26 protein-coding genes are annotated in these 24,828 nt (G+C 74.1%); 18 read left to right on the forward strand and 8 right to left on the reverse strand.

The window, feature by feature from the left end; translation table 11 throughout:
* Positions 1 to 70 precede the first annotated feature (70 nt).
* The 4 genes from PV364_RS03590 to PV364_RS03605 all read left to right on the forward strand — a co-directional run bounded on the left by PV364_RS03590 (position 71) and on the right by PV364_RS03605 (position 2,231).
* On the forward strand, positions 71 to 454 hold the full coding sequence (locus PV364_RS03590) for a hypothetical protein (RefSeq protein WP_319658124.1): 384 nt from the start codon (positions 71 to 73) through the stop codon (positions 452 to 454).
* A 98-nt stretch (positions 455 to 552) separates the two neighbouring features.
* Entirely contained in the window at positions 553 to 741 is a 189-nt protein-coding gene (locus PV364_RS03595) for a hypothetical protein (protein WP_319658125.1), read from the forward strand.
* Between the two features lie 85 nt (positions 742 to 826).
* The gene (locus PV364_RS03600; protein WP_319658126.1) at positions 827 to 1,021 is read left to right on the forward strand and encodes a hypothetical protein; all 195 of its coding nucleotides are present in this window, start codon (positions 827 to 829) and stop codon (positions 1,019 to 1,021) included.
* Positions 1,022 to 1,061: 40 nt separating this feature from the next.
* Positions 1,062 to 2,231, forward strand: a complete 1,170-nt coding sequence (locus PV364_RS03605) for a barstar family protein (protein WP_319658127.1) — start codon at positions 1,062 to 1,064, stop codon at positions 2,229 to 2,231.
* 10 nt (positions 2,232 to 2,241) lie between these two features.
* On the opposite strand, the gene PV364_RS03610 is transcribed toward PV364_RS03605, so the two are convergent.
* On the reverse strand, positions 2,242 to 2,742 hold the full coding sequence (locus PV364_RS03610; RefSeq protein WP_319658128.1) for a VOC family protein: 501 nt from the start codon (positions 2,740 to 2,742) through the stop codon (positions 2,242 to 2,244).
* An 87-nt stretch (positions 2,743 to 2,829) separates the two neighbouring features.
* On the opposite strand from PV364_RS03610, the gene PV364_RS03615 reads away from it, so the two are divergent.
* Entirely contained in the window at positions 2,830 to 3,384 is a 555-nt protein-coding gene (locus PV364_RS03615) for an MOSC domain-containing protein (RefSeq protein ID WP_319658129.1), read from the forward strand.
* Here the strand turns inward: PV364_RS03615 and PV364_RS03620 are convergent, their stop codons facing one another.
* Positions 3,385 to 4,776 carry a tannase/feruloyl esterase family alpha/beta hydrolase gene (locus tag PV364_RS03620; RefSeq protein WP_319658130.1) on the reverse strand — a complete coding sequence of 464 codons (1,392 nt, stop codon included), beginning with the start codon at positions 4,774 to 4,776 and terminating at the stop codon, positions 3,385 to 3,387.
* 347 nt (positions 4,777 to 5,123) lie between these two features.
* On the opposite strand from PV364_RS03620, the gene PV364_RS03625 reads away from it, so the two are divergent.
* Complete coding sequence (locus PV364_RS03625; protein WP_319658132.1) at positions 5,124 to 6,143, forward strand: isopenicillin N synthase family dioxygenase; 1,020 nt, start codon at positions 5,124 to 5,126, stop codon at positions 6,141 to 6,143.
* Positions 6,144 to 6,180: 37 nt separating this feature from the next.
* Positions 6,181 to 7,284 (forward strand): PP2C family protein-serine/threonine phosphatase, encoded by a 1,104-nt coding sequence (locus PV364_RS03630; protein WP_319658133.1) that lies wholly within the window; start codon positions 6,181 to 6,183, stop codon positions 7,282 to 7,284.
* Positions 7,285 to 7,291: 7 nt separating this feature from the next.
* Here the strand turns inward: PV364_RS03630 and PV364_RS03635 are convergent, their stop codons facing one another.
* Positions 7,292 to 8,227 carry a peptidoglycan recognition protein gene (locus PV364_RS03635; protein WP_319658134.1) on the reverse strand — a complete coding sequence of 312 codons (936 nt, stop codon included), beginning with the start codon at positions 8,225 to 8,227 and terminating at the stop codon, positions 7,292 to 7,294.
* Positions 8,228 to 8,347: 120 nt separating this feature from the next.
* The gene (locus PV364_RS03640; RefSeq protein WP_319658135.1) at positions 8,348 to 8,812 is read right to left on the reverse strand and encodes an SAM-dependent methyltransferase; all 465 of its coding nucleotides are present in this window, start codon (positions 8,810 to 8,812) and stop codon (positions 8,348 to 8,350) included.
* A 72-nt stretch (positions 8,813 to 8,884) separates the two neighbouring features.
* Here PV364_RS03640 and PV364_RS03645 point away from each other — a divergent pair, with 72 nt between their 5' ends.
* Positions 8,885 to 9,655 carry a class I SAM-dependent methyltransferase gene (locus PV364_RS03645; RefSeq protein ID WP_319658136.1) on the forward strand — a complete coding sequence of 257 codons (771 nt, stop codon included), beginning with the start codon at positions 8,885 to 8,887 and terminating at the stop codon, positions 9,653 to 9,655.
* A 169-nt stretch (positions 9,656 to 9,824) separates the two neighbouring features.
* Positions 9,825 to 13,019 carry a hypothetical protein gene (locus tag PV364_RS03650; RefSeq protein WP_319658137.1) on the forward strand — a complete coding sequence of 1,065 codons (3,195 nt, stop codon included), beginning with the start codon at positions 9,825 to 9,827 and terminating at the stop codon, positions 13,017 to 13,019.
* Positions 13,020 to 13,040: 21 nt separating this feature from the next.
* Here the strand turns inward: PV364_RS03650 and PV364_RS03655 are convergent, their stop codons facing one another.
* Entirely contained in the window at positions 13,041 to 14,279 is a 1,239-nt protein-coding gene (locus PV364_RS03655; protein WP_319658138.1) for a DUF4032 domain-containing protein, read from the reverse strand.
* Between the two features lie 67 nt (positions 14,280 to 14,346).
* Here PV364_RS03655 and PV364_RS03660 point away from each other — a divergent pair, with 67 nt between their 5' ends.
* Complete coding sequence (locus PV364_RS03660) at positions 14,347 to 15,738, forward strand: FAD-dependent oxidoreductase (RefSeq protein ID WP_319658139.1); 1,392 nt, start codon at positions 14,347 to 14,349, stop codon at positions 15,736 to 15,738.
* Between the two features lie 23 nt (positions 15,739 to 15,761).
* Here PV364_RS03660 and PV364_RS03665 read toward each other — a convergent pair whose 3' ends face one another.
* Both PV364_RS03665 and PV364_RS03670 read right to left on the reverse strand, forming a co-directional pair.
* A complete protein-coding gene (locus tag PV364_RS03665; RefSeq protein WP_319658140.1) occupies positions 15,762 to 16,589 on the reverse strand; it encodes a hypothetical protein in 828 nt (275 codons plus the stop codon).
* A gap of 220 nt (positions 16,590 to 16,809) precedes the next feature.
* Positions 16,810 to 17,337: a PadR family transcriptional regulator gene (locus PV364_RS03670; protein WP_319658141.1), complete on the reverse strand. Its 528-nt coding sequence runs from the start codon at positions 17,335 to 17,337 to the stop codon at positions 16,810 to 16,812.
* 71 nt (positions 17,338 to 17,408) lie between these two features.
* On the opposite strand from PV364_RS03670, the gene PV364_RS03675 reads away from it, so the two are divergent.
* The gene (locus tag PV364_RS03675) at positions 17,409 to 18,182 is read left to right on the forward strand and encodes an alpha/beta hydrolase (RefSeq protein WP_319658142.1); all 774 of its coding nucleotides are present in this window, start codon (positions 17,409 to 17,411) and stop codon (positions 18,180 to 18,182) included.
* Here PV364_RS03675 and PV364_RS03680 read toward each other — a convergent pair.
* Positions 18,131 to 18,730, reverse strand: coding sequence for a class I SAM-dependent methyltransferase (locus PV364_RS03680; RefSeq protein ID WP_319658143.1), 600 nt, complete (start codon positions 18,728 to 18,730; stop codon positions 18,131 to 18,133). The genes PV364_RS03675 and PV364_RS03680 overlap by 52 nt on opposite strands.
* Before the next feature lie 62 nt (positions 18,731 to 18,792).
* Between PV364_RS03680 and PV364_RS03685 the strand changes: the two genes are divergently transcribed.
* The 7 genes from PV364_RS03685 (at position 18,793) to PV364_RS03715 (ending at position 24,828) form a co-directional block, all read left to right on the forward strand.
* On the forward strand, positions 18,793 to 19,128 hold the full coding sequence (locus tag PV364_RS03685; protein WP_319658144.1) for a YnfA family protein: 336 nt from the start codon (positions 18,793 to 18,795) through the stop codon (positions 19,126 to 19,128).
* A gap of 134 nt (positions 19,129 to 19,262) precedes the next feature.
* Positions 19,263 to 20,033 (forward strand): MHYT domain-containing protein, encoded by a 771-nt coding sequence (locus PV364_RS03690; RefSeq protein WP_319658145.1) that lies wholly within the window; start codon positions 19,263 to 19,265, stop codon positions 20,031 to 20,033.
* A complete protein-coding gene (locus PV364_RS03695) occupies positions 20,030 to 22,612 on the forward strand; it encodes an ATP-binding protein (RefSeq protein WP_319658146.1) in 2,583 nt (860 codons plus the stop codon). Before PV364_RS03690 ends, PV364_RS03695 begins: the two co-directional genes overlap by 4 nt.
* Positions 22,609 to 23,031, forward strand: coding sequence for a roadblock/LC7 domain-containing protein (locus tag PV364_RS03700; RefSeq protein WP_319658147.1), 423 nt, complete (start codon positions 22,609 to 22,611; stop codon positions 23,029 to 23,031). The genes PV364_RS03695 and PV364_RS03700 overlap by 4 nt, the downstream gene beginning before the upstream one ends.
* Before the next feature lie 15 nt (positions 23,032 to 23,046).
* On the forward strand, positions 23,047 to 23,442 hold the full coding sequence (locus PV364_RS03705; RefSeq protein WP_319658148.1) for a DUF742 domain-containing protein: 396 nt from the start codon (positions 23,047 to 23,049) through the stop codon (positions 23,440 to 23,442).
* A complete protein-coding gene (locus tag PV364_RS03710; protein WP_319658149.1) occupies positions 23,423 to 24,013 on the forward strand; it encodes a GTP-binding protein in 591 nt (196 codons plus the stop codon). Before PV364_RS03705 ends, PV364_RS03710 begins: the two co-directional genes overlap by 20 nt.
* A 146-nt stretch (positions 24,014 to 24,159) precedes the next feature.
* Positions 24,160 to 24,828, forward strand: a complete 669-nt coding sequence (locus PV364_RS03715) for a hypothetical protein (protein ID WP_319658150.1) — start codon at positions 24,160 to 24,162, stop codon at positions 24,826 to 24,828.

Raw genomic sequence — 24,828 nt, forward strand, 5'->3', positions numbered from 1 at the left:
CCTAGTGAGCTGCGGGGGTGCGCGCCCGGCCCGGTAAGGAGGGAGGAGTACGCATCCGGAGGAGCAGCGCATGCCGCACATCGCAGGGCGACCTCCTGGCCGGTTCCGGCCCGCGGGCCGTCCGGTGCTCTTCGTGGCGCTGGCGTGCCTGCTGCACGCGCTGTGCGGCCTGTGGGGACCGGTGCCCGTGGTGCCGCCCGAGCGGACGGCGGCCGTGGCCGCCGTCACCGACGGGGCGGGCACGGAGACGCACCACCACCCGGCGCATGTCGCGCGCCGCGCCGCCCCGCACGCGGGTCCCCAGCACCGCGGTGCCGCTCCCCAGAACCACGCCTCGGCCGCCGCCAGGGGCGCGGCCGCCCCGGACCCCGTGGCCTCCGCCCTGTCGGGTCCGGCCCGGCACACCTCTCCGGCCGGACCCCCCGGCCACCTGCACGCCGTCCTGCGCTGCTGACAGCGCCCGGCCGCCGCACCGCACCGCACCGTTCCGCACTGCGCCGCGCGGCCTGCCGCCATGCCCCGCACCAGGACGAACACCGCAGGAGAAGCACCATGCCCGTGGACATCTACGCCGCCCTGGGCGCGCTCGTGCGCGCCGAGGCCACCCGCGACCAGGAACGCAGGCCCGAGGCCCCCGACTCTGCCCCGGCCCCCGCCGCCGGGGACGCGCCGGACGGCCCGCGGACGGCCGACGCGGGAGCGCCGAAGGCCCAGGAAGACCCCGGGGTGGGCGAGGACTGACCCCGCTCCGGCCGGGAACCGCCACGGCGCGCGCCGCGTTCACCCTTGTGAGCGCGGCGCGCTGCCGCGGACGGAGGCGGGGAAGATGTCTAATCGCGCGAAGTACGTCGTCGGCGGCCTGGCGGTCGGCCTGGTGGCGTTCTGGGTCCTTGCGGCGTTCCTCCCCAACTGGATCGCCCTGCTGATCGTCCTCGGCGTCCCCACGGCCGCCTACCTCACCCTCGACCCCTCCCAACGCCGCCGCCTGCGCCGTGCCGGCCGCAAGCAGATTGGCCGTTAGGCAGGCGTCCTACCGGACACGCGCCCGGTGAAGGGACGGAATGCGAGCCGGAGACCACATCGGGTGGGGCAGGGACTTCCCGGTCACCCATCTACTGGTCCGTGAGGACGAGGACGGCGTCGAGCGCCTGTGGGGGCGGTGCGCCGGAGTCGACGGGTTCTTCGCCGACCGGGTGCCGCCGCCGCGGGAGATCCTGACGTTGCGGGGGTGCCGCCCCGAGGGTGCGCTGCGTGAAGCGCTCGACGATCTGGACGGCGGCGGTCGCGCCGGCCGGCTGTTCCGCGATCTGCTGGTCGAGGTCTGGGACGAGCAGCGGCCGGTGCAGTGGCTGACCCTGACCGACGCCGTGATCATCGCGCGTCTGCCCGGGCGGACCGACCCTGCGCTGGTGGATGTCGTGGTCGGGGCCTCGGTCGAACAGGACCCCGCGGAGAGCCGCGAGGTACCCAAGGCCCCCCGTTTCGAGTTGCACGCCAACGGTCCCGTGGGGACCTGCCTCAGCGTGGACGGCCTGTTCGACGACCGTGACGGTCCGCCGAGCGTGCCGATGGAACTCCTCGGTTGCGAGCCCGCAGAGCCCCTGCTCGCCGCCCTGCGTCGACCGTGTCGATCGCAGGGGACGTGGGTGGAACTGTGGGCCCTGGACCGCGCCGGCCGCAGGATGTACCACCATCCCCTGCTGCTGGACATCGCCCGGTCACGGCCGTCGGTTCTCGGCGGCACCCTCGTCGACATCACGCTGGCCGACGGCGGCCAGGACCGCCCTCCACTGCTCGCGCGTCCGGTCTGGGAGACCTGGTACCGAGGAGTGCCGGCGATCCCCAACCAATGGGCCCGCTACGGCAATGAGGGCAGGAACGCGTGGCTGCGGCTGACCCTCGGCGGTTACGTCGGCGGGGAACCGGACCGGTCGGGCGGAGTCCATCACCTGGACGGGCGGCATGTGACCGACGTTCCGGGGCTGCACTGCGCGATGGCCGAGGCGATCGTCGGGCCGGGCGGCTACTACGGCTGGGGAGGCGATGCCCTCGACGACTGCCTGACCGGCGGGTTCGGCGTGACGCCGCCCTTCACGTTGATCTGGCACGACGCCGCCGTCGCCCGCGAGGCGCTGGCGGACGTCGTGTCCGGCCCGGCCGGAGAACTCGGCTACTTCGAGGACATCGTGCACCTCCTGAGGAGGCGCGGGGTGACCGTCGTCCTCGACTGACTCCCGCGCGTCAGGTCACGGAGCCCGCCGCGGCTCCCGTCGCGAGGTCGGGGCCCCAGCGGTCGAGGGCGGCCTGGAGGTCGAGGGGGAGGGGGCCGGCGGCTTCCTGGGCGGCGGGCCAGTCCTCGCGGGGGACGCGCCACATGATCTCGAACTCGTTGCCGTCCGGGTCCTTGGCGTACAGGGACTTGGACACCACGTGGTCGCTGGCGCCGACGAGCGCGCCGCGTCCGGTCAGCGCGCGGGCGGTGTCGGCGAGTTCGCCGAGGGTGCCCACCTCCCAGGCGAGGTGGTAGAGCCCGACCCGGCCCTGCTCGGGGCCCGGCGCGTCCGGGCCGATCGCGAACAGCCCCAGGTCGTGGTCGTTGAGGGTGTCCCGAGCGCTCAGGAAGGCGGCGCGGCCGGGGATCTCCACGTCGACCTCGAAGCCGAACACGTCGGTGTAGAACTCGACGGACCGGGCGACGTCACGGATGTAGAGCACGGCGTGGTTGAGACGGCGAACAGGCATGAAGCCAGCGTAGGTGCATTTCCTTGAAGTCTCAATAAATAAGGAGGCTAGGCTGATCCAGTAGCCCGGACGAAGGGAGCGCGTCCCGTGACCGTCACCGCCACCGGCACTGTCGTCGCCGTCAGCCGCGACGAGGGACACCACTTCAGCAAGCCGACGCGCGAGAGCATCCGCCTGCTGGCCGGGCTCGGGGTCGAGGGCGACGCGCACCTCGGGGTGACGGTGCAGCACCGCTCCAGGGTGGCCCGGGACCCGACGCAGCCGAACCTGCGTCAGGTCCACCTGATCCACGGCGAACTGCACGACGAACTGCGCGCGGCGGGGTACGAGGTCGCCCCCGGCGAGCTCGGCGAGAACGTCACGACCCGCGGCATCGACCTGCTCGGCCTGCCCGTCGGCACCCGCCTGCGGCTGGGCGGCGAGGCGGTCGTCGAGGTCACCGGACTGCGCAACCCGTGCCTGCAGATCGACGGGTTCCGCAGCGGGCTGCTGAGCCAGGTCGTCGGCCGTGACGAGCGGGGCAGGGTCGTCCGCAAGGGCGGCATCATGGGCGTCGTGCTGACCGGCGGCGAGGTGCGGCCCGGTGACCGGGTCGGCGTCGAGCTGCCCGAGGGGCCGCACCGCCGGCTGGAGCGGGTCTGATCAGCCCAGCGCGCAGGAGTTGACCACGTCGCCGCCCGCCGGACGCGGGACCGTCCGGTCACCGGGCGGGGTGCGCCCGTGTTCCACCCAGGCCGTCAGCGCGCCCAGGGCCTCGCGGTAGCAGGGCAGGACCGGCCGCAGCCGGTCCGGATGGCTGTCGTACAGGCCGTCCACGTGGTTGCCGTCCGCCACCCGGTAGTAGCGGTGCAGACGGCCGCGTCCGGCGCCGTCGATCATGCGGTCGTACACGTCGGAGTCCGCGGCGATCGGCAGGAGCGTGTCCAGGGTGCCGTGGAGGGTGATCATCGGTTTGCCGATCCGGCCCGTGAGCGCGACCCGGGCGACGGCGCGGTGCACGGCCGCCGGCCGCGCGGCGTAGTCGTAGTCCGCGTCCGAGGCGCAGGGCGCCAGGATCTCGGGGACGGTCGCTCCGGCGCTCGCCCCCGGGCATGCGGGGTCGTAGGAGGGGTCGAACTCGGCCCGGTACGTCTTCTGCGTAATGCCCCAGTACGCCTGCTGGTGGTACGGCCACAGGAATTCCGAGCCCGGCGCGAAGCCCGCCGCGAGCAGGTCCGCGTCGCCCGCCCGGCCCTGCGCGCGGGCCACCGTCACCGGCAGCGACGTCAGCAGGTTGGGCCCGTCCGCGGTCCAGAGCGTGCCCTCCCAGTCCACGCCGCCGTCGTACAGCGCCGGATGGTTCTCCAGCTGCCAGCGGGTGAGGTAGCCGCCGTTGGAGATGCCGGTCATGTACGTGCGCCGCGGCGCGTGGCCGTACCGGCCGGCGACGGCGGCCTTGGCCGCCACGGTGAGCTGGGTCGTGCGCCGGTTCCACTCGGCGATCGCGTCGCCCGGACGACGGCCGTCGGTGTAGAAGTCCGGGCCGCTGTTGCCCTTGTCGGTCGCGGCGAATGCGTAGCCCTGCGCGACCGCCCAGTCGGAGATGAGCACGTCGAGCGAGTACTGCTTGCGGGTGCCCGGCGCGCCCGTGACGATCAGGCCGCCGTTCCAGCGGTCGGGCATCCGGAGCACGAACTGCGCGTCGTGGTTCCAGCCGTGCGTGGTGTTGAAGTGCGAGCTGTCCGGGAAGTAGCCGTCGACCTGGACGCCCGGTACGCCCGAGGGGCGCACGGTGCCCGCGGCGGACAGCCCCGCCTGGTCGGCGGTGTCGGTGTACGGGGTGCCGGCCAGGCCGGTGGTCGTCAGGTCCGGAAGGCACGCGCGCTGCGCGAGGGCGGCGCCGGGAACCACCACCCGGTCCAGCCGTGCGCAGTGGCCGGCGGTCGCGGTCCGCGCTTCCGCGGGCACCGCCGCGGTGCCCAGCAGGAGGGTCGCGGCGGCCAGCAGGGGAACGCTCTTCGGGACACCTCTGGTGAGGCCTCTCCAGGGGCGCATGGTGCCTCCAGGGCACGTCGGGGTCGGTTGCCGCCACATCGTGTCCGCCGCCGCGCGCCCGGACCATGGCGTCGCCCCACGTGCGCGGGACCCTGGTCATGGGTGCAGGTGACACGGGTCACGGAGCGTCGTCACGCGGAGCAGTACTCTTGGCCCATGCTTCTGCTCGTGCGCCGCCGACACGTGGACTTCGTCCGCGTCACGAGCATGTCCTGTCGCCGCAGCGGCTGAGCCCCGCCACTCGTCTCCCTCCCTTCACCCGGCCCCGCGCCACCGCCCCGACAGGGCCCCGCGCGGAGCGTTCGGCCACCGCCGTCGCTGCCGGGCCACACCCTGCGGAAAGACACATGACGCTCCAGCTCCCCGTGATCGACCTGTCGGCCGCCGACCGCGGCCCCGAGGCCCGCGCCCGGCTCCACCGCGACCTGCACGCCGCCGCCCACGACGTCGGCTTCTTCCAGCTGACCGGCCACGGCGTCACCGCCGAGGAGACAGCCGCCCTGATGCGCGTGATCCGCGCGTTCTTCGCCCTCCCCGAGGCGGACCGGCTCGCCCTCGGCAACCTCAACTCCCCGCACTTCCGCGGCTACACCCGTATCGGCGACGAGCGCACCGGCGGCAGCCGGGACTGGCGCGACCAGCTCGACGTCGGCGCCGAGCGGCCCCGGCACGTCCCCGCACCTGGCGAACCGCCGTACTGGTGGCTCGAAGGCCCCAACCAGTGGCCCGCCGGTCTTCCCGAACTGCGCGAGCGCTCCCTGCGCTGGATCGACCGGCTCAGCGGCGTCGCGCACCGCCTGCTGCGCGAACTGCTGGCCTCCATCGGTGCCCCCGAGGACTTCTACGACGACGCCTTCGCCGACGAACCGCACCTGCACCTGAAGCTGGTCCGCTACCCCGGCACCGCTCCCACCGGCGACGGCCAGGGCGTCGGCGCGCACAAGGACTACGGTTTTCTGACCCTGCTACTGCAGGACGAGGTCGGCGGCCTCCAGGTGGAGCGTGCCGACGGCCGCTTCCACGACGTCCCGCCGTTGCCCGGCGCCTTCGTCGTCAACCTCGGCGAGCTCCTGGAAGTCGCCACCGACGGCTGGCTCAAGGCCACCAACCACCGCGTCGTCAGCCCGCCCGGAGCGCGCGAGCGCTTCTCCGTCCCCTTCTTCTACAACCCGCGGCTCGACGCGCGGATCGCCCCGCTGCCCTTCGCGCACGCCCACCACGCCCCGGGCGCCACCCAGGACCCGGCCAATCCGCTGTTCGCCGAGTACGGACGCAACGAGCTCAAGGGGTGGCTGCGCGCCCACCCGGAGGTCGCGCGGCGTCACCACCCGGACCTCGTCGCGGCCGAGGCGGCGGCCGCCCACTGACCCGGCGGGCGCGGCCGTCCGCGGTTACCGTGCCTGTATGGGGAAGGTTCCCGCGGAGGACGGCACGCCGCAGATCGCCACGCTGCAGATCACCACGCCGCCCCAGTGGTTGCGGCTGCTGCCGGTCGTCCTGCTGGCCGCGCTGATCGTGGCGCAGGGCGTCACTCCGGGCCACGTGGAACTGGACGCGTACTACGCGGCGGTCTCCCCGCTGGCCGCCCTCACCTACGGGGTGCTGGGCACGGCCGTCACCGCGGTCGCTGTGGTCGTGGTGATGGCGCTCCCGGTCGTCGGCTCGGGCACGCTCTTCGGCGCCGAACAGGGCGCCATCGTGCTGATCGGTGTCCTCAGCGTGGTGATCGCGGGGGTGGGCCGCCGCTTCCGGGGGCGGTTGGTGGAGGTGGGCTCGGTCGCCGAGGCCGCCCAGAACGCCGTACTGGCACCCGTGCCGCCCCAGGTCGGTGCGGTGCGCTGCGCGGCGCTGTACCGGGCGGCGCAGCGCGGCACCCTGGTGGGCGGCGACCTGTTCGACGTGCGGGACGGACCCCACGGTGTGCGGGCGCTGATCGCCGATGTGCAGGGCCACGGACTCGCCGCGGTGTCGACGGTCGCCTCCCTTCTCGGCGCCTTCCGCGAGGCGGCGCTCGACCAGCCGGACCTGAGGAGCGTCGCCGGGCGCCTGGAGCGGCGTCTGCTGCTGGACGCCGACGCGAACGGCGAGCTGTTCGCGACCGCGTTGCTGCTGGAGTTCCCCGCCGGCGGAGCGGCGGTGCGGCTCGCCTGCCACGGGCACCCGCCCGCCCTGCTGCTGCGCGACGGCGCGGTGGAGGAGCTGAGGGCCGATCCCGCGCCGCCCCTGGGCACCGGACTGCCGGGCCTGCCGCGGCCCGTGACGGTGGAGGTGGAACTGCGGCCGGGTGACATGATCCTGGCCTACACCGACGGTGTGACGGAGGCCAGGAACGCGTCCGGGGTCTTCTACCCGCTCGCCGGCCGGCTCGCCGCGCGCCTGGCCCTGGGAGCCCACCCCTCGCCGCGCGACGTGGTCGACGCGGTCTGGGAGGATCTGACCGGCTACGCGGGTGTGGTCGGCGACGACGTCGCGCTGCTGGCGCTCACCTCCGCGCGGCTCCAGTCGTAGTACCGGGTCAGCCCTTGCGCGCCAGCGGCCGGCCCTGCAGCCGGGCCGCCTCGGCCCGGATCGCCGGAAGGGCGGCGTACAGGGCGTTGCCGGGGCAGTCGGTCATGAAGGCGTCCCGGTGACCGGCGATGACGTGGAAGACCGCGCGCTTCCCCTTGCGGAAGCGGCTCTTGTCGTTGCTGGACACCAAGGTGACCTTGGAACGGGGGTCGATGCCGGAGATCCCGAGCTTCCAGGCCGCGAGCCGGGCGATGCCGTCGGTCAGCGCGTGCGTCACGCTGCCGGGGGCGTCGAAGGTGCCGACCGCCGCGACACCGATGGTGTCCTGGTTGAAGCCGACCGCGTGCGCGCCGGTCACCGGCTTGCCCAGGCCGCCGGCCCGGCCCTCGTAGATCGTGCCGCACTTGTCGACGAAGAAGTTGTAGGCCACGTCGTCCCAGTGCTTGCCGCGCACATGGCCGGTGTAGATGTTCCGGATGATGCGGGGCACGTCCTTGCAGGCGTAGCCGTTGCCGCTGTCCGTGTGGTGCAGGAAGACCGCTTCCACCGCGTGGCCGTAGTGGGGCGCCTCGTGGCGCAGCGACTCGTCCGCCCCCCAGGAGGCCCGGGTGACGATGCGCGGTTCCGCGGCGGGGTAGGCCGGGACCCGGTGCATCGTGACGCGGTCGGTGAGATTGGGGAACGGCTCTACCTGCGGGGTCGGGGCCGGGCGGGCGTACAGGACGGGCGGCGAGGGGGAGTGGACGACGGCACGGTGCACGCCCCACGCCGTCAGGGCGACGAAACCCATCGCTCCGGTACCGGCGACCAGGACGGTCGTCGTGCGGCGGGACCGGCGCACGGCCCGGTGCGCGCCCTTGATGTGGCGCTGCGGCCCGTCCGACCCCTGGCGCGACCCGCGGGTTCCGTGGTGCGAGCCCGTGGCCGCATGCCTTGACTGCATAAAGGAACATCAGCCCATATGCGCGAACGGGCCGGAGAGGACACGCCGCGTACCGCCGCCGCCTCACCCGGATGCCCGCCGGGAGGCCGCGGGGCGCACGGGCGCCCCCCGCCCCCGCAGTCAGTAGTAACGGCGCATCAACTCCCCGGCCCATGCCGGTTCCACGACCTCGCCCCGCGGTGCGAACCCGGTCATCCACGGCTTGATGTCGAGCACCGGCGTGCCGTCCACGGCGTCGAGCCCCCGCACGTGGACGTCCAGTCCCTCGACGCGCAGCAGCTCGCAGCGCGAGACGCCCAGCCGGTTGGGCCGGTCCTTGCCGCGCTGGGCGAAGATGCCCGTGCGGGGCCACGCGGTGTTGCCGCGGGGGTGGCGCGCCCCGGTCTGCTCCCGCTCCGGCGGCACACGGTCGAAGCGGTAGACGACCTCCAGGTGCGAGAAGGCGTCGAGCCCGAACAGCGCCTCGGGCCCGAATCGCCCGGCGTCCAGCCGGATCACCGCCTCCACCCCGCCCCAGTCGTCGTCCTCGACGGCGGCGCGCCCGCCGCTCACCCGGCCGACGGAACGGACCTCGATCACGGACATGCCCGCTCCCCTTTCGCTCACTATGCGAGACACGGGTATCACTTGGTGGACGATCCTGTCTAGTGTGAGGTCATGCCGAGGGAATGGGACGCGACCACCTACGACGCACTTCCGCTGCCGCACGAGCAGTGGGGAAAGCGGACGCTCGGCCGGCTCGCCGCGTCCGGCCCCCGCCGTGAAGCCCGCGTGCTCGACCTGGGCTGCGGGACCGGCCGCGACACCGCCGCGCTGCTGGACCTCCTCCCGGACGGGTACGTCGTGGCCGTCGACGGTTCGCTGCGCATGCTCGACCGGCTGCGGCAGCGCCTGGCCGGCCGCATGGACCGGGTCGAGGCCGTCCACGCGGACATCACGCACGGGCTGCCGCTGCGCGAGCCCGTGGACGCCGTCGTCAGCGTCGCCACCCTGCACTGGATCCCCGACCACGCCGCGCTCTTCGGTGAGATCGCCCGCGTCCTGCGCCCCGGCGGCACCTTCGTCGCCGAATGCGGTGGCCCGGGCAACATCGCCCACGTCTCCGCGGCTGTCGACGACGTCCTCGGGACGCGGCCCGCCGTCTGGCACTTCGCCGGCGTGGCCGAGACCGAACAGCGGCTGCGCGACGCCGGGTTCACCGACATCGACGTCGCCCTCGCGCCCGACCCCGCGCGCCTGGCGGCCGGGGACCAACTCCTGTCCTACCTGGCCGTCGTCGTTCTGGGCGGGCAACTGGAGCGCCTTCACGAGGACGAGCACGAGGCCTTCGTCCGGGCCGTGGCGGAGCGCCTCCCGGAACCGGTCGTGGACTACGTGCGGCTCACGATTACCGCGACACGCGGCCGTTCCGGCGCGCCGGGGGTGTAATTCGCTTGCGGTGCCGGGGGACGACGGGAACCATCGCCCCTGCGCCGCCCGGCACCGGCGCCCCCGCGACCGTGGACGACGACCGCCAGGGACGGGGACCCAGGAGAACTCCCGAGGAGAAGTCCCCGCTCTGTACACGCACTTCGACCACCTTCCTTTCCCGGCCCGGATGCGGGCCGTCGCGGAACACGCCCGGTCCCTCGACGAGGACGGCTATCGCGCCGCCCGTGCCGCTCTCGCGGACGGGGACCCCGACGAGCGGCACTTCGCGCTCTTCCTGGCCGTCGTCCGGCGCGACGTCGACGCCGTGGCCGCCGCGCTCGAAGACCCCCGGCTGCGACGCCGCGCCCTGGCGGCGGCCATCCGGCTGCCCGTTCCCGACGCCGCGTTGGCGCGGATCGCGCTGAGCGACATCCGCGGTGTACGTCGGGACGCCTACCGTGTCCTGCGGCTGTCCCGGCGCCGTGAACTCGCCGCACGACTGCTCCCGGAGGTCCGCGAGCGGTACGGGGACGCCGAGGCGGCGCAACTGCTGCCGGCCTGTCCGCCGTCCACGGTGGGGGAGTGGCTGCCCCGGCTCGACGCGCCCGCCGGCGTGCTGTCGTCGCTCGCCCGCACCGCGCCCCGAGCGGTCGCCGAACACCTGGTCCGGGCAGCGGCGCAGGCCGAGGGCGCCACCCTCGCGCGGTACCGGTTCGTCCAACGCCACGTGAACCTCGCGGAGTCCGTGGCCCGACGCGACCCCGGAGCCGCGCTGATCCTCGCCGAGAAGGCGCCGCGCGTCATGACCGGCGAGGCCGTGGTCGCCGCCCTGCGCCGGCCCCGGGACCTGCTCGCCGCCGTCCGCCGAGCGGGCCTCACGCACCTGCCTCTCGCCGACGGACCGTTGCCCAGGAGCGTCCGCCGCGCACTGCGCGGACTGGCTCCGGAGGAACTGGCCGCCCTCGCCGCGGTGTGCCGCATCCAGGATGACGAGCACCGGGACCTGACGGAGCCCGTCACCGCCGACCCCCTGCTGGCGCTCGTCCCATCGGACGCGCGCCTGCGGCTGGTGCGCGAACGCGTGCCCCACGGAAACCGGCACAGGGTGCCGGTCAGCGCGGTCGCCGCGCTGGACCCCGAGGATCGCGCCGAGTTCGTCCGGGACCTGCGGGTGGGTCCGGGGCGCGGGCGTGACAACCGGCTGCGCCTCGGCGTCCTCCTTCCGCCGGCCGAGGCCGAATCCCTCTACCGGGGTCTGGCCGACGACTTCGACTTCCACCAGAGGAGTTCCGCCTGGCCGGGACTCCTCGCCGCCGCGGCCCAGCACGGCGACCCCGCCGGGTACGCCCGCGTCTTCACCATGTGTGAACGCGCCTGGCACGACATGTACGTCGTACGCCAGGCGGCCCTGGAACAGGCGGCCAACGCCCCCGCCCGGCTGCTGGCGGCCGTCCCGTACGCGGCCTTGCGGGACGCGGCCCGGACCACCGTCCAGTCCCACGACTCGACTCCCTACACGCTCCGGGCCGCCGAACGGCTCCTGCGGCGGGCGGCAGTGGCGGCCGCGACGCGGCACGACCACGAACGCGCTGCGGCTGTCGCACTGCTGCTCGCCCAGATCGTCGCGGACACCCGGTTCCCGGGCCACGGGACGCCACTGGACGTCGACCGGTCCGCCGCCCGGGCGATCTGGGCCGCGGGCCACCAGAGCGGCGGCACCCGGAACGCCCTCGGCATCGCCGCCCTCCTGGAGCGCCATATCGCCGCGTTGCCCGGCTGCGACGACTTCCTCGCCCGTACGGCTCTGGAGAGCGACGATCCCGCCGTCGCCGCCCGCGCCGCCGGCGTCTGGCTCGCCGACCCCGCGACACGGGAAGCACGTGCCGCGGAACTCCTGCGATCCGGCAAGCGGTTCTCCGCGGTCCCGCGCCTGGAGGAGACGGTGACACGCCGCCGCACCGACCTGCTGGAGAGCCTGCCGGCGGCCGCCGCCGTGCCGCCGTGGCTGCCCAGGACGCCCTGGACCGCCGAAGGACGCTGGCTGCCCCCACAGCGGGCGCTGATCGCACAGCACTTGGAGCGCGTGGCCGCCGACGACGACCTGCCGCTCAGGCAACGCACCCGCGCGGCCTCCCAGTTGCGCGACGCCACAGTCCTCGGGCGGCTGGCCGAGGGGGAGGTTCCCCAGCCCGTGGCGGCCGCCGCCCTGGCCTCACTCGGCCGGATGGCCGACCGCGCCGCGCTCGCCCCGCTGCTGGAGTACGCCGGCACCGGCGGCGTGCGCGGCAGGGCCGCGATGGCGGCGCTGCGCCGGCTCCTCGACGGAATTCCCGACGCCGAGGCGGTCGAGTGGCTCGGCGGGATCGCCCGCGACCCGCGGGCACCCGTCGGCTCGCGGAAGGAGGCGGCACGGGCCCTGGGCGAACGCCCCGGTGAGCAGGCGTTCGGCGCCCTGCTGGCCGCCTGGGACGTGCCCGGCCAGCACCACGACGTGCTCGCCGTGCTGGCCGTTCCGCTCAGTGCCGCCCTGGAGCGGCCCGGGATCGCCGCCCGGCTGCGGTCCCGGATGGGGCACGCGGCGGTGCGGCAGGCCGTCATCGGCGGCCGCCGGGACGCCGTCCCGGCGGCGGAGGCCCACACGCACTTCCTGGCCGCCCTGGTGAGAGAGGGAGGCGACCCGGACGTCGTGGAGGCCGCCTGCGGCGCACTCAACACGGTCGTCCGCGAGCACCGCGCGGACGAGGTCGTCGCCGGAGCGCTCGCCGCCGCGCTGTGCGACCCGGCGCGGCTCCCTGACGAGCGGTACAACGCCGGGTACGCGCTCTCCGGGGCGGCGGCGCGTTCGGGGACGGCCGCCGCCGCGCTGCGCGACGCGCTCGGCGCTCTGGCGGGCGGCCGGGCGGAATTGCGCCTCCTCGACCGTCTCGCGGCCAATCGCCACCACCCGCGCACCGCGGTGGTGGACGGCGTGTACGCGGACGCACTGGAACGGGCGGGACTGGGCCGCGCCGCCGCCCGCGCGGCTTTCGACGCCGCGATCGCGGCGTTGCGTGAGGGGGACACCGGCCCGGATCGGTGGGACCGCTGCCTGCGACTGGTCGAGCGGCACCCGTACGCCCTGTCCCTCGACGACCGGCGTCCGATGACGCTCGGCGCCGACGACGGCTCCACCCTCCGAGCCGTCCTCGAAGTGGCCCGCGCCCTGGGTGAGCGTCCCGGCACACCGGCCGGACTGGCCGCGGTGCTCCTGGTCCGCTCGGGCGGGGAGGCCACCGGGTGGACGGGACCGTGGCGGGACCAACTTGACGCCCTCAAGGCGCACGCCGACCCGGACGTCGCGCAGGCGGCACTTGTCGCGGAGCTGAGGCGCCCGGCCGGGTGACGGGCGCCTCGGAAGGCGGGCCTAGTCCGGCGGCAGGGGCACCGCCGGCGCCTGCGGCGACTGCAGAAGCACGTTGTGCACGTAGTCCTCGACCGCGGCGTCCAGTCCGACGTCGCCCTGGGCCCGCTCCGACATGAACCAGCGGTGCTCCAGCAGCTCGTGGTAGACCTGCGCGGTGTCCATGCCGCGGCGCAGCTCGCGCGGGACGGCGCGGACGGTCGGGCGGAAGACGTCGCGGACCCAGCGGTGGGCCAGCACCTCGGGACGGGCGCCGAGCGGGTCGCCGGGGGCGTAGTCGTCCTGGGTGGCCATCCAGGTCTCCAGGTCGTTGAGGAGGCTGCGGGCCTGGTTCTCCTCGGCGTCCAGGCCGGTCAGGCGGAGCAACTGGCGCTGGTGGTGGCCGGCGTCCACGACCTTGGGCAGGAAGGTGACGTGGTCGCCGTCCGGCGACTTCTGGATCTGCATCTCGGCCACGTCGAAGCCGAGTTCGTTGAGGCGGCGGATGCGCCGGTCGATGTAGTGCCGCTTGGTCACCGGGTAGACCGACTCGCGGGTGAGCTCGTGCCACAGTTCGTCGTACCGGTCGGCGATGGCCTGGCCGAAGGTCACCGGGTCCACGGACGGGTGCAGGGAACCGCCCGCCTCCAGGTCCATCAGCTCGCCCGCGATGTTGACCCGGGCCACCTCGATGTCGTACTCGCGCTGGCCGCGCGAGAGGTTGGCCTGGATCTGGCCGGTCTCGGCGTCCACCAGGTACGCCGCGTACGCGCCCGCGTCGCGCCGGAACAGGGTGTTGGACAGCGAGCAGTCACCCCAGGCGAAGCCCGCCAGGTGCAGCCGGACCAGCAGGACGGCGAGCGCGTCGAGCAGGCGGTTGACGGTGCCCGGCCGCATCGTCGTCTCGAACATCGAGCGGTACGGCTGGGAGCCGCCCAGGTGCCGGGTGATCAGGACGGGCTCCAGCGGAGCGCCGCGGTCGTCCGTGCGGCCGGTGACCACGGCCAGCGGGTCCACCGCGGGGATCCCGATCCGGTCCAGGTCGCGCAGCAGCCCGTACTCGCGCACGGCGGCCCACTCGCCGACCTCCTTGACCGCCACCACCTCGTCCCCGGCGAGCGCGAAGCGCACCACGTGCCGGGAGATGCCGCGGGGCAGGGCCACCAGGTACTCCTCGGGCCACTCCTCCAGCGGCACGTTCCACGGCAGGTCGAGGAGGGTGGCCGGGTGCTCCGGGGAGGTCGCGGTGATCTGGAGGTCCATGACGCACAAGTGTGCGGCACAGGGGTGGCCGCGCACGATACCGGGGGCGTGCGCATACGCTGCGGTCATGACGGAACGGCTGGTGGTCATCGGGGGCGACGCGGCGGGCATGTCGGCGGCGTCCCAGGCACGCCGACGGAGGGGCCCGGGCGACCTGGAGATCATCGCCTTCGAACGCGGCCGCCGTACCTCGTACTCGGCGTGCGGCATTCCCTACTGGATCGCGGGGGACACCGACGGGCCCGACGAGCTGATCGCCCGCTCGCCCGAGGAGCACCGGGCCCGCGGCATCGACGTGCGGCTCGGCACCGAGGTGCTCGGCATCGACATGGACGCGCGCCGGGTGCGCACCCGCGACACGTCCGGCCACGAGGGCTGGACCGGTTTCGACCAGCTCGTCATCGCCACCGGGGCCGTCCCCAAGCGGCCCGACATCCCGGGGATCGACGCCGACGGAGTGCACGGGGTGCAGATCCTCGATGACGGCGAGGAGATCCTCGGCTCGCTCGACGACGCCCCTGCGCGGCACGCGGTCGTGGTCGGCGGCGGGTACATCGGCGTCGAGATGGCCGAGGCCATGCTGCGGCACGGACTGCGCGTCACCCTGCTCGAACGGGCCGAGGAGCCCATGTCCACCCTCGACCCGGACATGGGGCACCTGGTGCGCAAGGCCCTGGAGGGGCTCGGCATCACCGTGGTCACCGGCTCCGCCGTGCGCGAGGTGCTGACCGGCGCCGGAGGGCGGGTCCGGGCGGTGGCGACCGACCGGGGCGAGTACCCGGCCGACGTCGTCGTGCTCGGGCTCGGTGTGGCGCCCAACACCGCTCTCGCGCGGGAGGCCGGACTGCGCCTCGGGGAGCACGGCGGGCTGCTCACCGACCGCGCGATGCGGGTGCGGGGCGCCGACGGCGTCTGGGCGGCGGGTGACTGCGTGGAGGTGGTCAACCTGGTGTCCGGGGGGATGCAGCACATTCCGCTCGGTACCCACGCGAACAAGCAGGGCCGGGTCGTCGGCACGAACATCGGTGGCGGCTACGCCACCTTCCCCGGTGTCGTCGGCACGGCGGTCAGCAAGGTCTGCGACCTGGAGATCGCCCGCACCGGGCTCAAGGCGTCGCAGGCCGACGCGGCCGGCCTGCAGTACGTCACCGCCGTGGTGGAGTCCACCAGCAGGGCCCGCTACTACCCGGGTTCGGCGCCGATGACCGTCAAGGCCATCGCCGAGCGCGGCACCGGGCGGCTGCTGGGGCTCCAGATCGTCGGGCGCGAGGGCGCTGCCAAGCGGGTCGACATCGGCGCGGTGGCCCTGACCGCGGGCATGACGGCCGAGCAGGTGACCGCGCTCGACCTCGGCTACGCCCCGCCGTTCTCGCCGGTGTGGGACCCGGTGCTGGTGGCGGCGCGCAAGGTCGCGGGCAAGGTGCACGACGATCCGCGCGAGGGCCCGCGGGCGGGCTGAGCCGGGCCCGGGCGCCGACGGGCTCAGCTGGGGCGGACGGCCAGCTTGTCCAGGGCCTCCAGCAGCTTCGGCAGTTCCGGTCCGCGGCCGACCGGGAGCACCTCGCCCGGCTCCTCGTCGAGCAGCACGAAGGCGACGTCGTCGGTGCGGGCCACCAGGCTCCAGTCCGTCCCGTCCACGCGCAGTGTCCGGACTCCCTCCCCGGCCGCGGTCGACCGTATGCGGCCGGGCGGCGGCGGGGCGTTCACGTACTCCGCGGCGGCGGTCAGAGCCCGGCGTACGCCGGGATGGAGGCCGCCGCCCGTGGGCGGGCCCGGCTCCGCCCCCTGATCCTCTGTGGCCTGTTCGCCGCCCGTCCCACCGGTTCCGGCGGGGTCGCCCAGCTGCTCACGCCAGGTGCGCCACTGCAGCGCGATCTCGTCGGCGCCCATGCGCCGCTGCGCCGGCCCCCAGTGGTCGCTGTCCGGCGGCGAGAGGGGGCGTCCCGCCTCCTTCTCGTCGGGGTCGTGGGGTGCGGCGACCCCCGGTGCGGCGACGGCCACCGGCAGCGGCCAGCCGGGCAGGGCGGCGATCACCGAGTGCTCGTCGGGGGACAGGTCGTACTCGAGCCCGCAGTCCCATGCGGCCAGGGCGCAGGCCACGAGAGCGGTGTCGTCGACGGCCACGGTCCACCGGGCGCCGGTCCCGTCCTGCCCGAAGATCAGGCCGTAGCCGTCGGCGACCGCTTCGAGGCCGAGCTCGGCGCACGCCGCCGGGTAGTCGTCGGCCAGGACGCTCGGGAACTGCGCGGGCGTCAGCATCGCCGCCGTGAGAACGAACAGCGCGTCGTCGTCCGTCGCGGACACGGGCATCCCCTTCCGAGTGGTTCTCCGTGGTGGGCGCACCCTAACCAGCCGGTGAGACCCGCGTCGAGAGCGGGGTCGCGCCTGTGGAAAACCCTTCACCGGCCGGGACACGGGCCGCCGCCCCGCCACCGCGGCCAACTTCCGCACCCTGTACGGCGGCTGCCTGCACGGACGCGGTACCGGCGCTTCCGCTTCGCGGGTGCGCCCTGCCGTCCGGGGTTCGGGCCTAGCCGTCGCCGAGCTCCGCGAGCGTGCCGCGCAGCCACGTCAGCTCCGCCTTCGTGGTCGCCCGGGCGATGGTCAGTACGCCGCGCCGGAACGGGTCCTCGACCTCCTCCGCGCGCAGCGGCCGGTCGCCCTCGTAGAAGAACCCGGAGGGCTCCTCGAGGAACGCCATGCGGCGCCGCAGCACCGCGGCCTGGGCGGCCCGGTCGTCCAGGTGCCGGAGGAAGGCGAGCACGGTGAACCAGCGGTTCTCGTCCGAGATGTCGAGGCCGGAGGGTTCGGCGAGCCGGCGGCGGAGTTCGGCGCGGCCCTGGTCGGTGAGCGTGAGTTCGTGACGGGGGGCGGCGACCGCGCCCGGACGGGTCTCCCGTTGCAGCAGGCCGGCCTTCTCCATCCGTTTGATGGCCGGGTAGAGCGTGCTCTCCGCGACGGGTTTGACGTGCCCGGTCAGCGCGGCGATGCGCTTGCGCAGTTCGTAGCCGTGCAAGGCGTCGTCGAACAGGAATCCCAGGATCGCGAGCTCCAGCATGCGGTCATTCTCCACCATCCACGGGGTACATCGTGTTGGTAATACATCGGTGGCGATGTATGGTCTCCGTCATGCAGCAGACACGGTTCACCGAGGGCGGCGCGCACATACGCTGGACGGAGTCGGCAGGCGAGGGCCCCGCGCGGGTCTTTCTGCACGGCCTCGGAGCGGCATCCGCCGTCTACTTCGCGCACATTGCCGGGCACCCCGCGCTGGCGCGGCACCGCTCGCTCCTGGTCGACCTGCCCGGCTTCGGCATCAGCGACCGCCCGGCGGACTTCGGTTACCGACTGGAGGACCACGCGGACGCGGTCGCCGCCGCCCTCGACGCCGCCGGTGTGACCGGCACGGAAGTGGTCGGCCACAGCATGGGCGGGGCCGTCGCCATTGTGCTGGCCGCACGCCGGCCGGACCTGGTCGCGAGCCTGGTACTGGCGGAGGCGAATCTGGACCCCCGCCCGCCGGAGACGGCCGGCAGCAGCGGCATCGCCGCCTTCACGGAGGAGGAGTTCGTGCACGGCGGGGCCTTCGAGCGTGTCCTGGAACGCGTCGGACCGAAGTGGGGCGCCACGATGCGGCTCGCGGATCCCGTGGCGCTGCACCGCAGTGCCGCCGGTCTGATACGGGGAACCGAACCCACGATGCGCGCGATGTTGCTCGCCCTGACCGTTCCGCGCACCTACCTGATCGGAGAGCACAGCGGGGAACTCGCCGGGCACCAGGGGCTGGTGGCGGCCGGGGTGTCGGTGGTGACCGTCCCCGGCGCCGGTCACAACATCATGTTCGACAACGCCTACGCCTTCGTCGAGGCCATCGCCAGGAATTGGTCGTCGCAGTCCGTGTAGCCGGTCATGGTCCAGCCGGACCCGTCGAGCAGGGGCCGCAGGTTGGGCTCGGCGCGCAGGTCGTCGGGTGTGAGCCGGCGGCCCTGCCGGGCGGCGAGGGCCGCCCGGCCGATGGGGTGGAAGAGGGCCAGCCGCCCTCCGGGCCGGGTGACCCGGGCCAGTTCACGCAGGCACGCACCGGGGTCCGGCAGGTGGCCGATGAGCCCGGCCGCGAAGACGGCGTCCAGGACCCCGCCGCGCAGCGGCAGGCGTGCGCAGTCGGCCAGTACGAGGGCGCCGTCCGCCCCGCGCCCCGCGCGGACCGCGGCGGTGAGCATCTCGGGGGTCAGGTCGGCGCCGACGACCGTCCCCGACGGGCCCACCGCGCGCCGCAGGAACGGCAGCGCGCGTCCCGTGCCGCATCCGGCGTCGAGCACGGTCTGCCCGGGGCGCAGACCGAGTCGCGTCACCGCCGCCTCGTACGCGGGACCGTCGTCGGGGAAGCGGGTGTCCCAGCCGGCGGCCCGGGCGGCGAAGAACTCACGCACATGGGCGGGGTCGGAATGCATGTCGGACACCTCTGGTGGGAGCCGCGGACGGGGCAGCGCAATGGGCGGGGCATCATGGTCGCATGCTCACGCTGCGTTCCGTCGTCCTCTTCATACTTGCCGCGCTCCTCGAGATCGGAGGCGCTTGGCTGGTGTGGCAGGGCCTGCGCGAACACCGCGGCTGGGCCTGGATCGGCACCGGGGTGATCGCGCTCGGCCTGTACGGATGCGTCGCGACCTTGCAGCCGGATGCCGAATTCGGCCGCATTCTGGCTGCCTATGGCGGCGTGTTCATCGTGGGCTCGCTCGCCTGGGCGATGGTCGCGGACGGTTACCGGCCGGACCGCTTCGACGTCGTCGGGGCGCTGGTGTGCCTCGTGGGCGTGGGGGTCATCATGTACGCACCGCGCGGCTCCTGAAACACCTCCCCTCTGTGCAGGTTCGGCCGCTGGGCGATCGTTCGGGACCGCGCGGGGAAAGCACCCTGTCAATTAACGCAGGGTTCCGTCATGGCCGAGGGCCGGTGCCGCCCCCGCACTAGCGTCCGGTGGCCATGGGACACATGGACCACGCCGCCTTCGGCTGGCTGACGCCGCTGCTCTCGTACGCCATGGCGTGCGTCGGCGCGGCCCTCGGACTGCGCTGCACCGGCCGCGCCCTGGCGGCGACCGGCCGCTCCCGCCGCAACTGGCTCCTCACGGCCACCAGCGCGCTCGCCACCGGCATCTGGACGATGCACTTCGTGGCCATGCTCGGCTTCCGCGTCAGCGGCACGGAGATCCGCTACAACGTGCCGCTCACTGTGCTGAGCCTGGTGGTCGCCCTCCTGGTCGTCGGCCTGGGCGTGTTCGCCGTCGGCTACGGCAAGGGGCGTCCCGTGGCCCTGGCGGTCGGCGGGCTCACCACCGGCCTGGGCGTCGCGAGCATGCACTACCTGGGGATGGCGGCGATGCGCCTGCACGGCGGGGTCTCCTACGACCCGTGGACGGTGGCCCTGTCCGTGTCCATCGCGGTGGCCGCCGCGACCGCCGCCCTGTGGGCGGTGCTCACCGTGCACCGGCCCGTGATCGTCGCGGGGGCGTCGCTCGTCATGGGCGCCGCGGTGAGCAGCATGCACTACACGGGGATGCTCGCCGTGCGAGTGGACGTGCGCCCGTCCGCCGCCGAGTTGGGCGGGGCCGGGGCAACCGCCTTCCTCTTCCCGCTCATCGTCGGTCTCGGCTCGTACCTCTTCCTCACCTCGGCCTTCGTCGCGCTCTCCCCGACCGCGAGGGAACGCGGGGCCTCTGCGGCCGCCACGCGATTCGGGGAGGGCGCCGCATGACCCCTCAGCGCGGCCGCCGTGCGCACGCCGGTCTTCCCGCCGACGAGCGGCCGCAGCGGACCTCCCTGCCGGGCCTGCGGCCCAGAACAGTCCGCGCGAAGATCGTCTGCCTCCTGATGGTGCCCGTCGTCTCCCTGATGGCGCTGTGGGCCTTCGCGGCCGTCACCACGGCGCAGGACATATCCCGTCAGTTCCGCGCACAGCGCGTTGCAGAAACGATCCGCGAACCGGTCATCACCACCATCACCGCATTGGAGGCCGAACGCCGTGCCGCGGGGCACTACATGGCCGATCCGAGGGACGCGACCGCGGCCGAGCTGAAGCGCCGCTCCTCGGAGACCGGTCACGCCGTCGGCAGGCTACGGCTCGGCAAGGATCACACCGTGGCCGACGGGACCGGTCTGCCCGGTCAGGTCGCCGACCGCGTACGCGCCTTTGTGGGCGCCGTGGACGGGCTCGACGCGCTGCGCCCCGGCGACACCGCGCCGCGCGCCGACTGGGGCAGGGTCTACCAGGCCTACACGGACGCGATCGCGGACGCTTTCGCCATCGCCGCCGCCATCGCCGACTCGCCGCAGTCCCGCGTCGCCCTGGACATCGGCCGGGCAGCGGAACAACTGGCCTGCGAGGACGCCCTGCTGTCCACCGCCGCCCTCGACCACGACCTGCCCCTCGCGCGCTACGGGGACGTCAGCGGGTCCATCCGGGCCCGCCGGTTCCTCCTCGCCACCGCCGTTCCCGGGTTGACCGGCGAGACCCGACGCGCCTGGGACCGGCTCAGCGGTTCGGAGGAGTACGCGGACCTGGCGGTGGTAGAGGACGCCGTCCTGGCGGCCGGCCCCGGCAAAGCGGCGGCCAACGCGGCTCCGGCCGCCGTCTGGAACCGGGCCGCCGGGCGGGTGTCCGGCGGTCTGGCGGCGATCGCGGTGGGCACGGCTCCCTCGCAGGAGCCCGTCCTGCACAGCCTCCTCAGCCGGTCGGGCGTGGCCGTGCTGCTCGGACTGATCGCCGTCGTCGCCTCGCTGCTCATCTCCGTGCGCATCGGCCGCGGCTTGGTCGTCGAACTCGTCGGACTGCGCAATACCGCCTTCGACCTGGCCAGGCGCAAACTGCCGCGTGCCATGCGGCGGCTGCGCGCAGGGGAGCCGATCGACCTGGAGGCCGAGGCCCCGCTCGGGAGCCATGGCAGTGACGAGATCGGGCAGGTCGCCGAGGCCCTGGCCACCGTGCAGCGCTCGGCGCTGCGGGCCGCCGCCGAGCGCGCGGAACTCCTGAGCGGCGTCTCCGGGGTCTTCGTCAACCTCGCCCGCCGCAGCCAGGTGCTGGTGCACCGCCAGCTCGCCCTGCTCGACACCATGGAGCGGCGCACCGAGGACCCGGCGGAACTGGAGGACCTGTTCCGGCTCGACCACCTCAGTACCCGGATGCGGCGCCACGCGGAGGGCCTGATCATCCTCTCCGGGGCGGCGCCCGGCCGCGCCTGGCGCAAGCCGGTACCGCTCGCCAATGTAGTGCGTGCCGCGGTCGCCGAGGTCGAGGACTACGCACGCGTCGAGGTCCGGCGGCTGCCCCGGACGACCGTGGTCGGGGCGGCGGTCGCCGACCTCACCCACCTGGTGGCCGAACTGGTCGAGAACGCCACCCAGTTCTCGCCGCCGCACACCAAGGTGCGCGTGTACGGCGAGCAGGTGGGCAACGGCTTCGTCCTGGAGGTGGAGGACCGCGGGCTCGGCATGGGCGCGGAGGCCATGGCCGAGGCCAACCGCCGCATCGGGCAGTCACAGGCGCTCGACCTCTTCGACAGCGACCGGCTCGGCCTGTTCGTCGTGAGCAGGCTCGCCGCCCGGCACGACGTCAAGGTCGCGCTGCGCCCCTCGCCGTACGGGGGAACCACCGCCGTCGTCCTGCTGCCCAGCGCCCTGCTGGAGACCGGCGCACAGGAAGCCGACGCCTTCAAGGCGCTGGGGACGAGGAGAGCGGCACCGACGGTCCACGGGAACGGCATCTTGGCCGAGGAGCGGGCGCCCGCGGTGGCGGCGTCGTCGCGTGGCAGCGACGACGCACCGCCGCGCGGCGTCGTGCCCCACCCGGTGCCGGAACGCGAACCGGCTCCCGAGCCGACGGCCCCGACCGCCCCTGCCCCCGTCGCGCCTGTCCCCGTCGCGGCCGCCCCCGCCCCCGCCCCCGCGTCGGCCCCCGCCACGGCCGAGTCGACGGCCGCCGGGGACGGCGCCCTCCCGCGCCGGGTGCGGCGGGCCAGCCTCGCCCCGCAACTGCTGGAGCGGCCCGCTGCGGAGGACGCCTCGGCCCCGGGGCCGAAGCGGGAGGTGCGCGAGCGCTCGCCCGAGCAGGCACGCGCGACTCTGGCGGCCTATCGCAGCGGCTGGATCCGCGGTGGGGGCACCCTGCCGCGCGAGGACGGAACCGACGCGGAGAGGGCCGAGCGGCGTCCCCTGCGGGCCGCTCCGCCGCCCGGGCACGGTCGCGGCCACGGCGGCCCGCGTACGGCCCCGGAGAACGGCGACACCGACACCGGCCGTACCCCCGGCAGGGCATCCCGCGAAGGAGAACACGGATGATCGACGCATCGAACCGGTCCGGTGAGCTGGACTGGCTCCTGGACGACCTCACCGACCAGGTCACCGAGGTCCGCCATGCCGTGGTGCTGTCCGGTGACGGACTGGCGGTGGGCGCCTCACGCGGCCTCAGCCGCGAGGACGCCGAGCACCTGGCCGCCGTCGCCTCGGGCTTCCACAGCCTCGCCAAGGGCGCCGGCCGGCACTTCGACGCCGGGCAGGTCCGGCAGACCATGGTCGAATTCGACCACGGCTTCCTGTTCGTGGCCGCCGCGGGCGAGGGATCCTGCCTCGCGGTGTTCACCACGGCCGGTGCCGACGTCGGCATGATCGCCTATGAGATGGCCAGGCTCGTCAAGCGCGTCGGCGAGCACCTGCACACACCGCCGCGCCTCGGTGCCGCCGGCCCGGTCGCCGGCTGACCGGGCCGACGGGTGATGAACGGCGGGTACTCGCGTCGTCCCGGCGACCACTGGTACGACGACGAAGCCGGGCCCATGGTGCGGCCGTACGCCCTGACCGGCGGGCGGACCCGGCCCGGTACGGCCGGCGCGGGACTGGACCTGATCGCCCAGGTGATCGCCGAGCCCGGTGCGGCCGACGACCCGTCGCTCACCCCGGAGCACACCGCCATGCTCGCGCTGTGCCGGCGCAGCGCCCAGTCGGTCGCGGAACTCGCGGCCGAGTCCGACCTGCCGGTGGGCGTCGTGCGCGTCCTGCTCGGCGACCTGCTGGCGCTCGGCTGCGTACGGGTCCGCGGCCCGGTGCCGCCGGCGCAACTTCCTGACGTGAGCATTCTGCGAGAGGTGATCAATGGACTCCGGGCACTCTGACACGGCGCCCATGGCGCTGAAGATCCTCATCGCCGGTGGCTTCGGGGTCGGCAAGACCACACTGGTGGGGGCCGTCAGCGAGATCCGGCCGCTGCGCACCGAGGAACAGCTCACCGAGGCCGGCCGGGGTGTCGACGACACGGGTGGGGTCGAGCGCAAGACCACCACCACGGTGGCGATGGACTTCGGCCGCATCACCATCCGGGCGGGCCTGTCGCTGTACCTGTTCGGCACGCCGGGGCAGGACCGCTTCTGGTTCCTCTGGGACGAGCTCGCGCAGGGTGCGCTCGGCGCGGTCGTGCTGGCGGACACCCGCCGCCTGGAGGACTGCTTCCCCGCGGTGGACTTCTTCGAGCACCGGCGCATCCCCTTCGCGGTGGCCGTCAACCGCTTCCCCGGAACACGCGACCACGGCCCCAAGGACATCGCCCGGGCCCTCGACCTGGAGGACGGCACCCCTGTGCTGATGTGCGACGCGCGGGAGCGGGCGTCGAGCAGGGACGTGCTCGTCGCGCTCGTGGAGCACGCGGGGCGGATGCACGCCGCACGTCTGCTGGACTCCGTGAGCTGACGGCCCGTCGGCGGGCGGGCACCCTAGCAGACCGGTGCGGTGGAAAAATGGATAACGCCGTGCATTGAGAGGCTTCTGAGCGGGGTGCGTACGAGTGGGCAGGCGGGGCGCACGGCCCCCGAGCCTCTATCGCGCTAGGAGTTCAGATGCACAAGCGGATCGGTGCCGCGGTCGCCGGAACGGCCGCTGGCCTTCTCCTCGTCACCGCCTGCGGCAGCGGGTCGTCGTCCGGTTACGGCCAGGCGAGCAACGTGGCCCCCGCGGCCCAGCAGCAGAACGTGGCCCAGTCGGCCCAGCCGGGTGCCTCCACCACGGGCGGGTACGGCTACGACGACCCGTCGGCCGCGAGTCCTTCCGCGAGCTCGGACGACGGTTACGGCTACGGCGACGACAACAACGGCTCCGGGGACGACGCGGAAGAGGCCTCGGACAAGAAGTGGCCGGTCCTGTCGGTCGTCAACGACGCGAAGCTGGGCGACATCCTGGTCGACTTCAAGGGACGGACCCTCTACCGCTTCGACAAGGACACCGACTGGCCGATGGTGTCGAACTGCACGGGCGACTGCCTGAAGAAGTGGCCGCCGGCCAAGGCCGTCTCCAAGGCGGAGGCCGAGGCCGCGGGCCTCAACCCCAAGCTCGTGAGCACCTACACGCGGCCGGACGGCACCAAGCAGCTGTCGTACAACTGCTGGCCGGTGTACTGGTACAGCGGCGACACCAAGGCCGGCGACACCAACGGTCACGGTGTCGGCGGCACTTGGTGGGCCGTCGCCGCGAACGGCAAGAAGGCCAACGGCGGCAAGCCGGTCAGCTGA

The sequence above is a fragment of the Streptomyces sp. MI02-7b genome (assembly GCF_033793585.1).
In the GTDB taxonomy this organism is placed as follows: domain Bacteria; phylum Actinomycetota; class Actinomycetes; order Streptomycetales; family Streptomycetaceae; genus Actinacidiphila.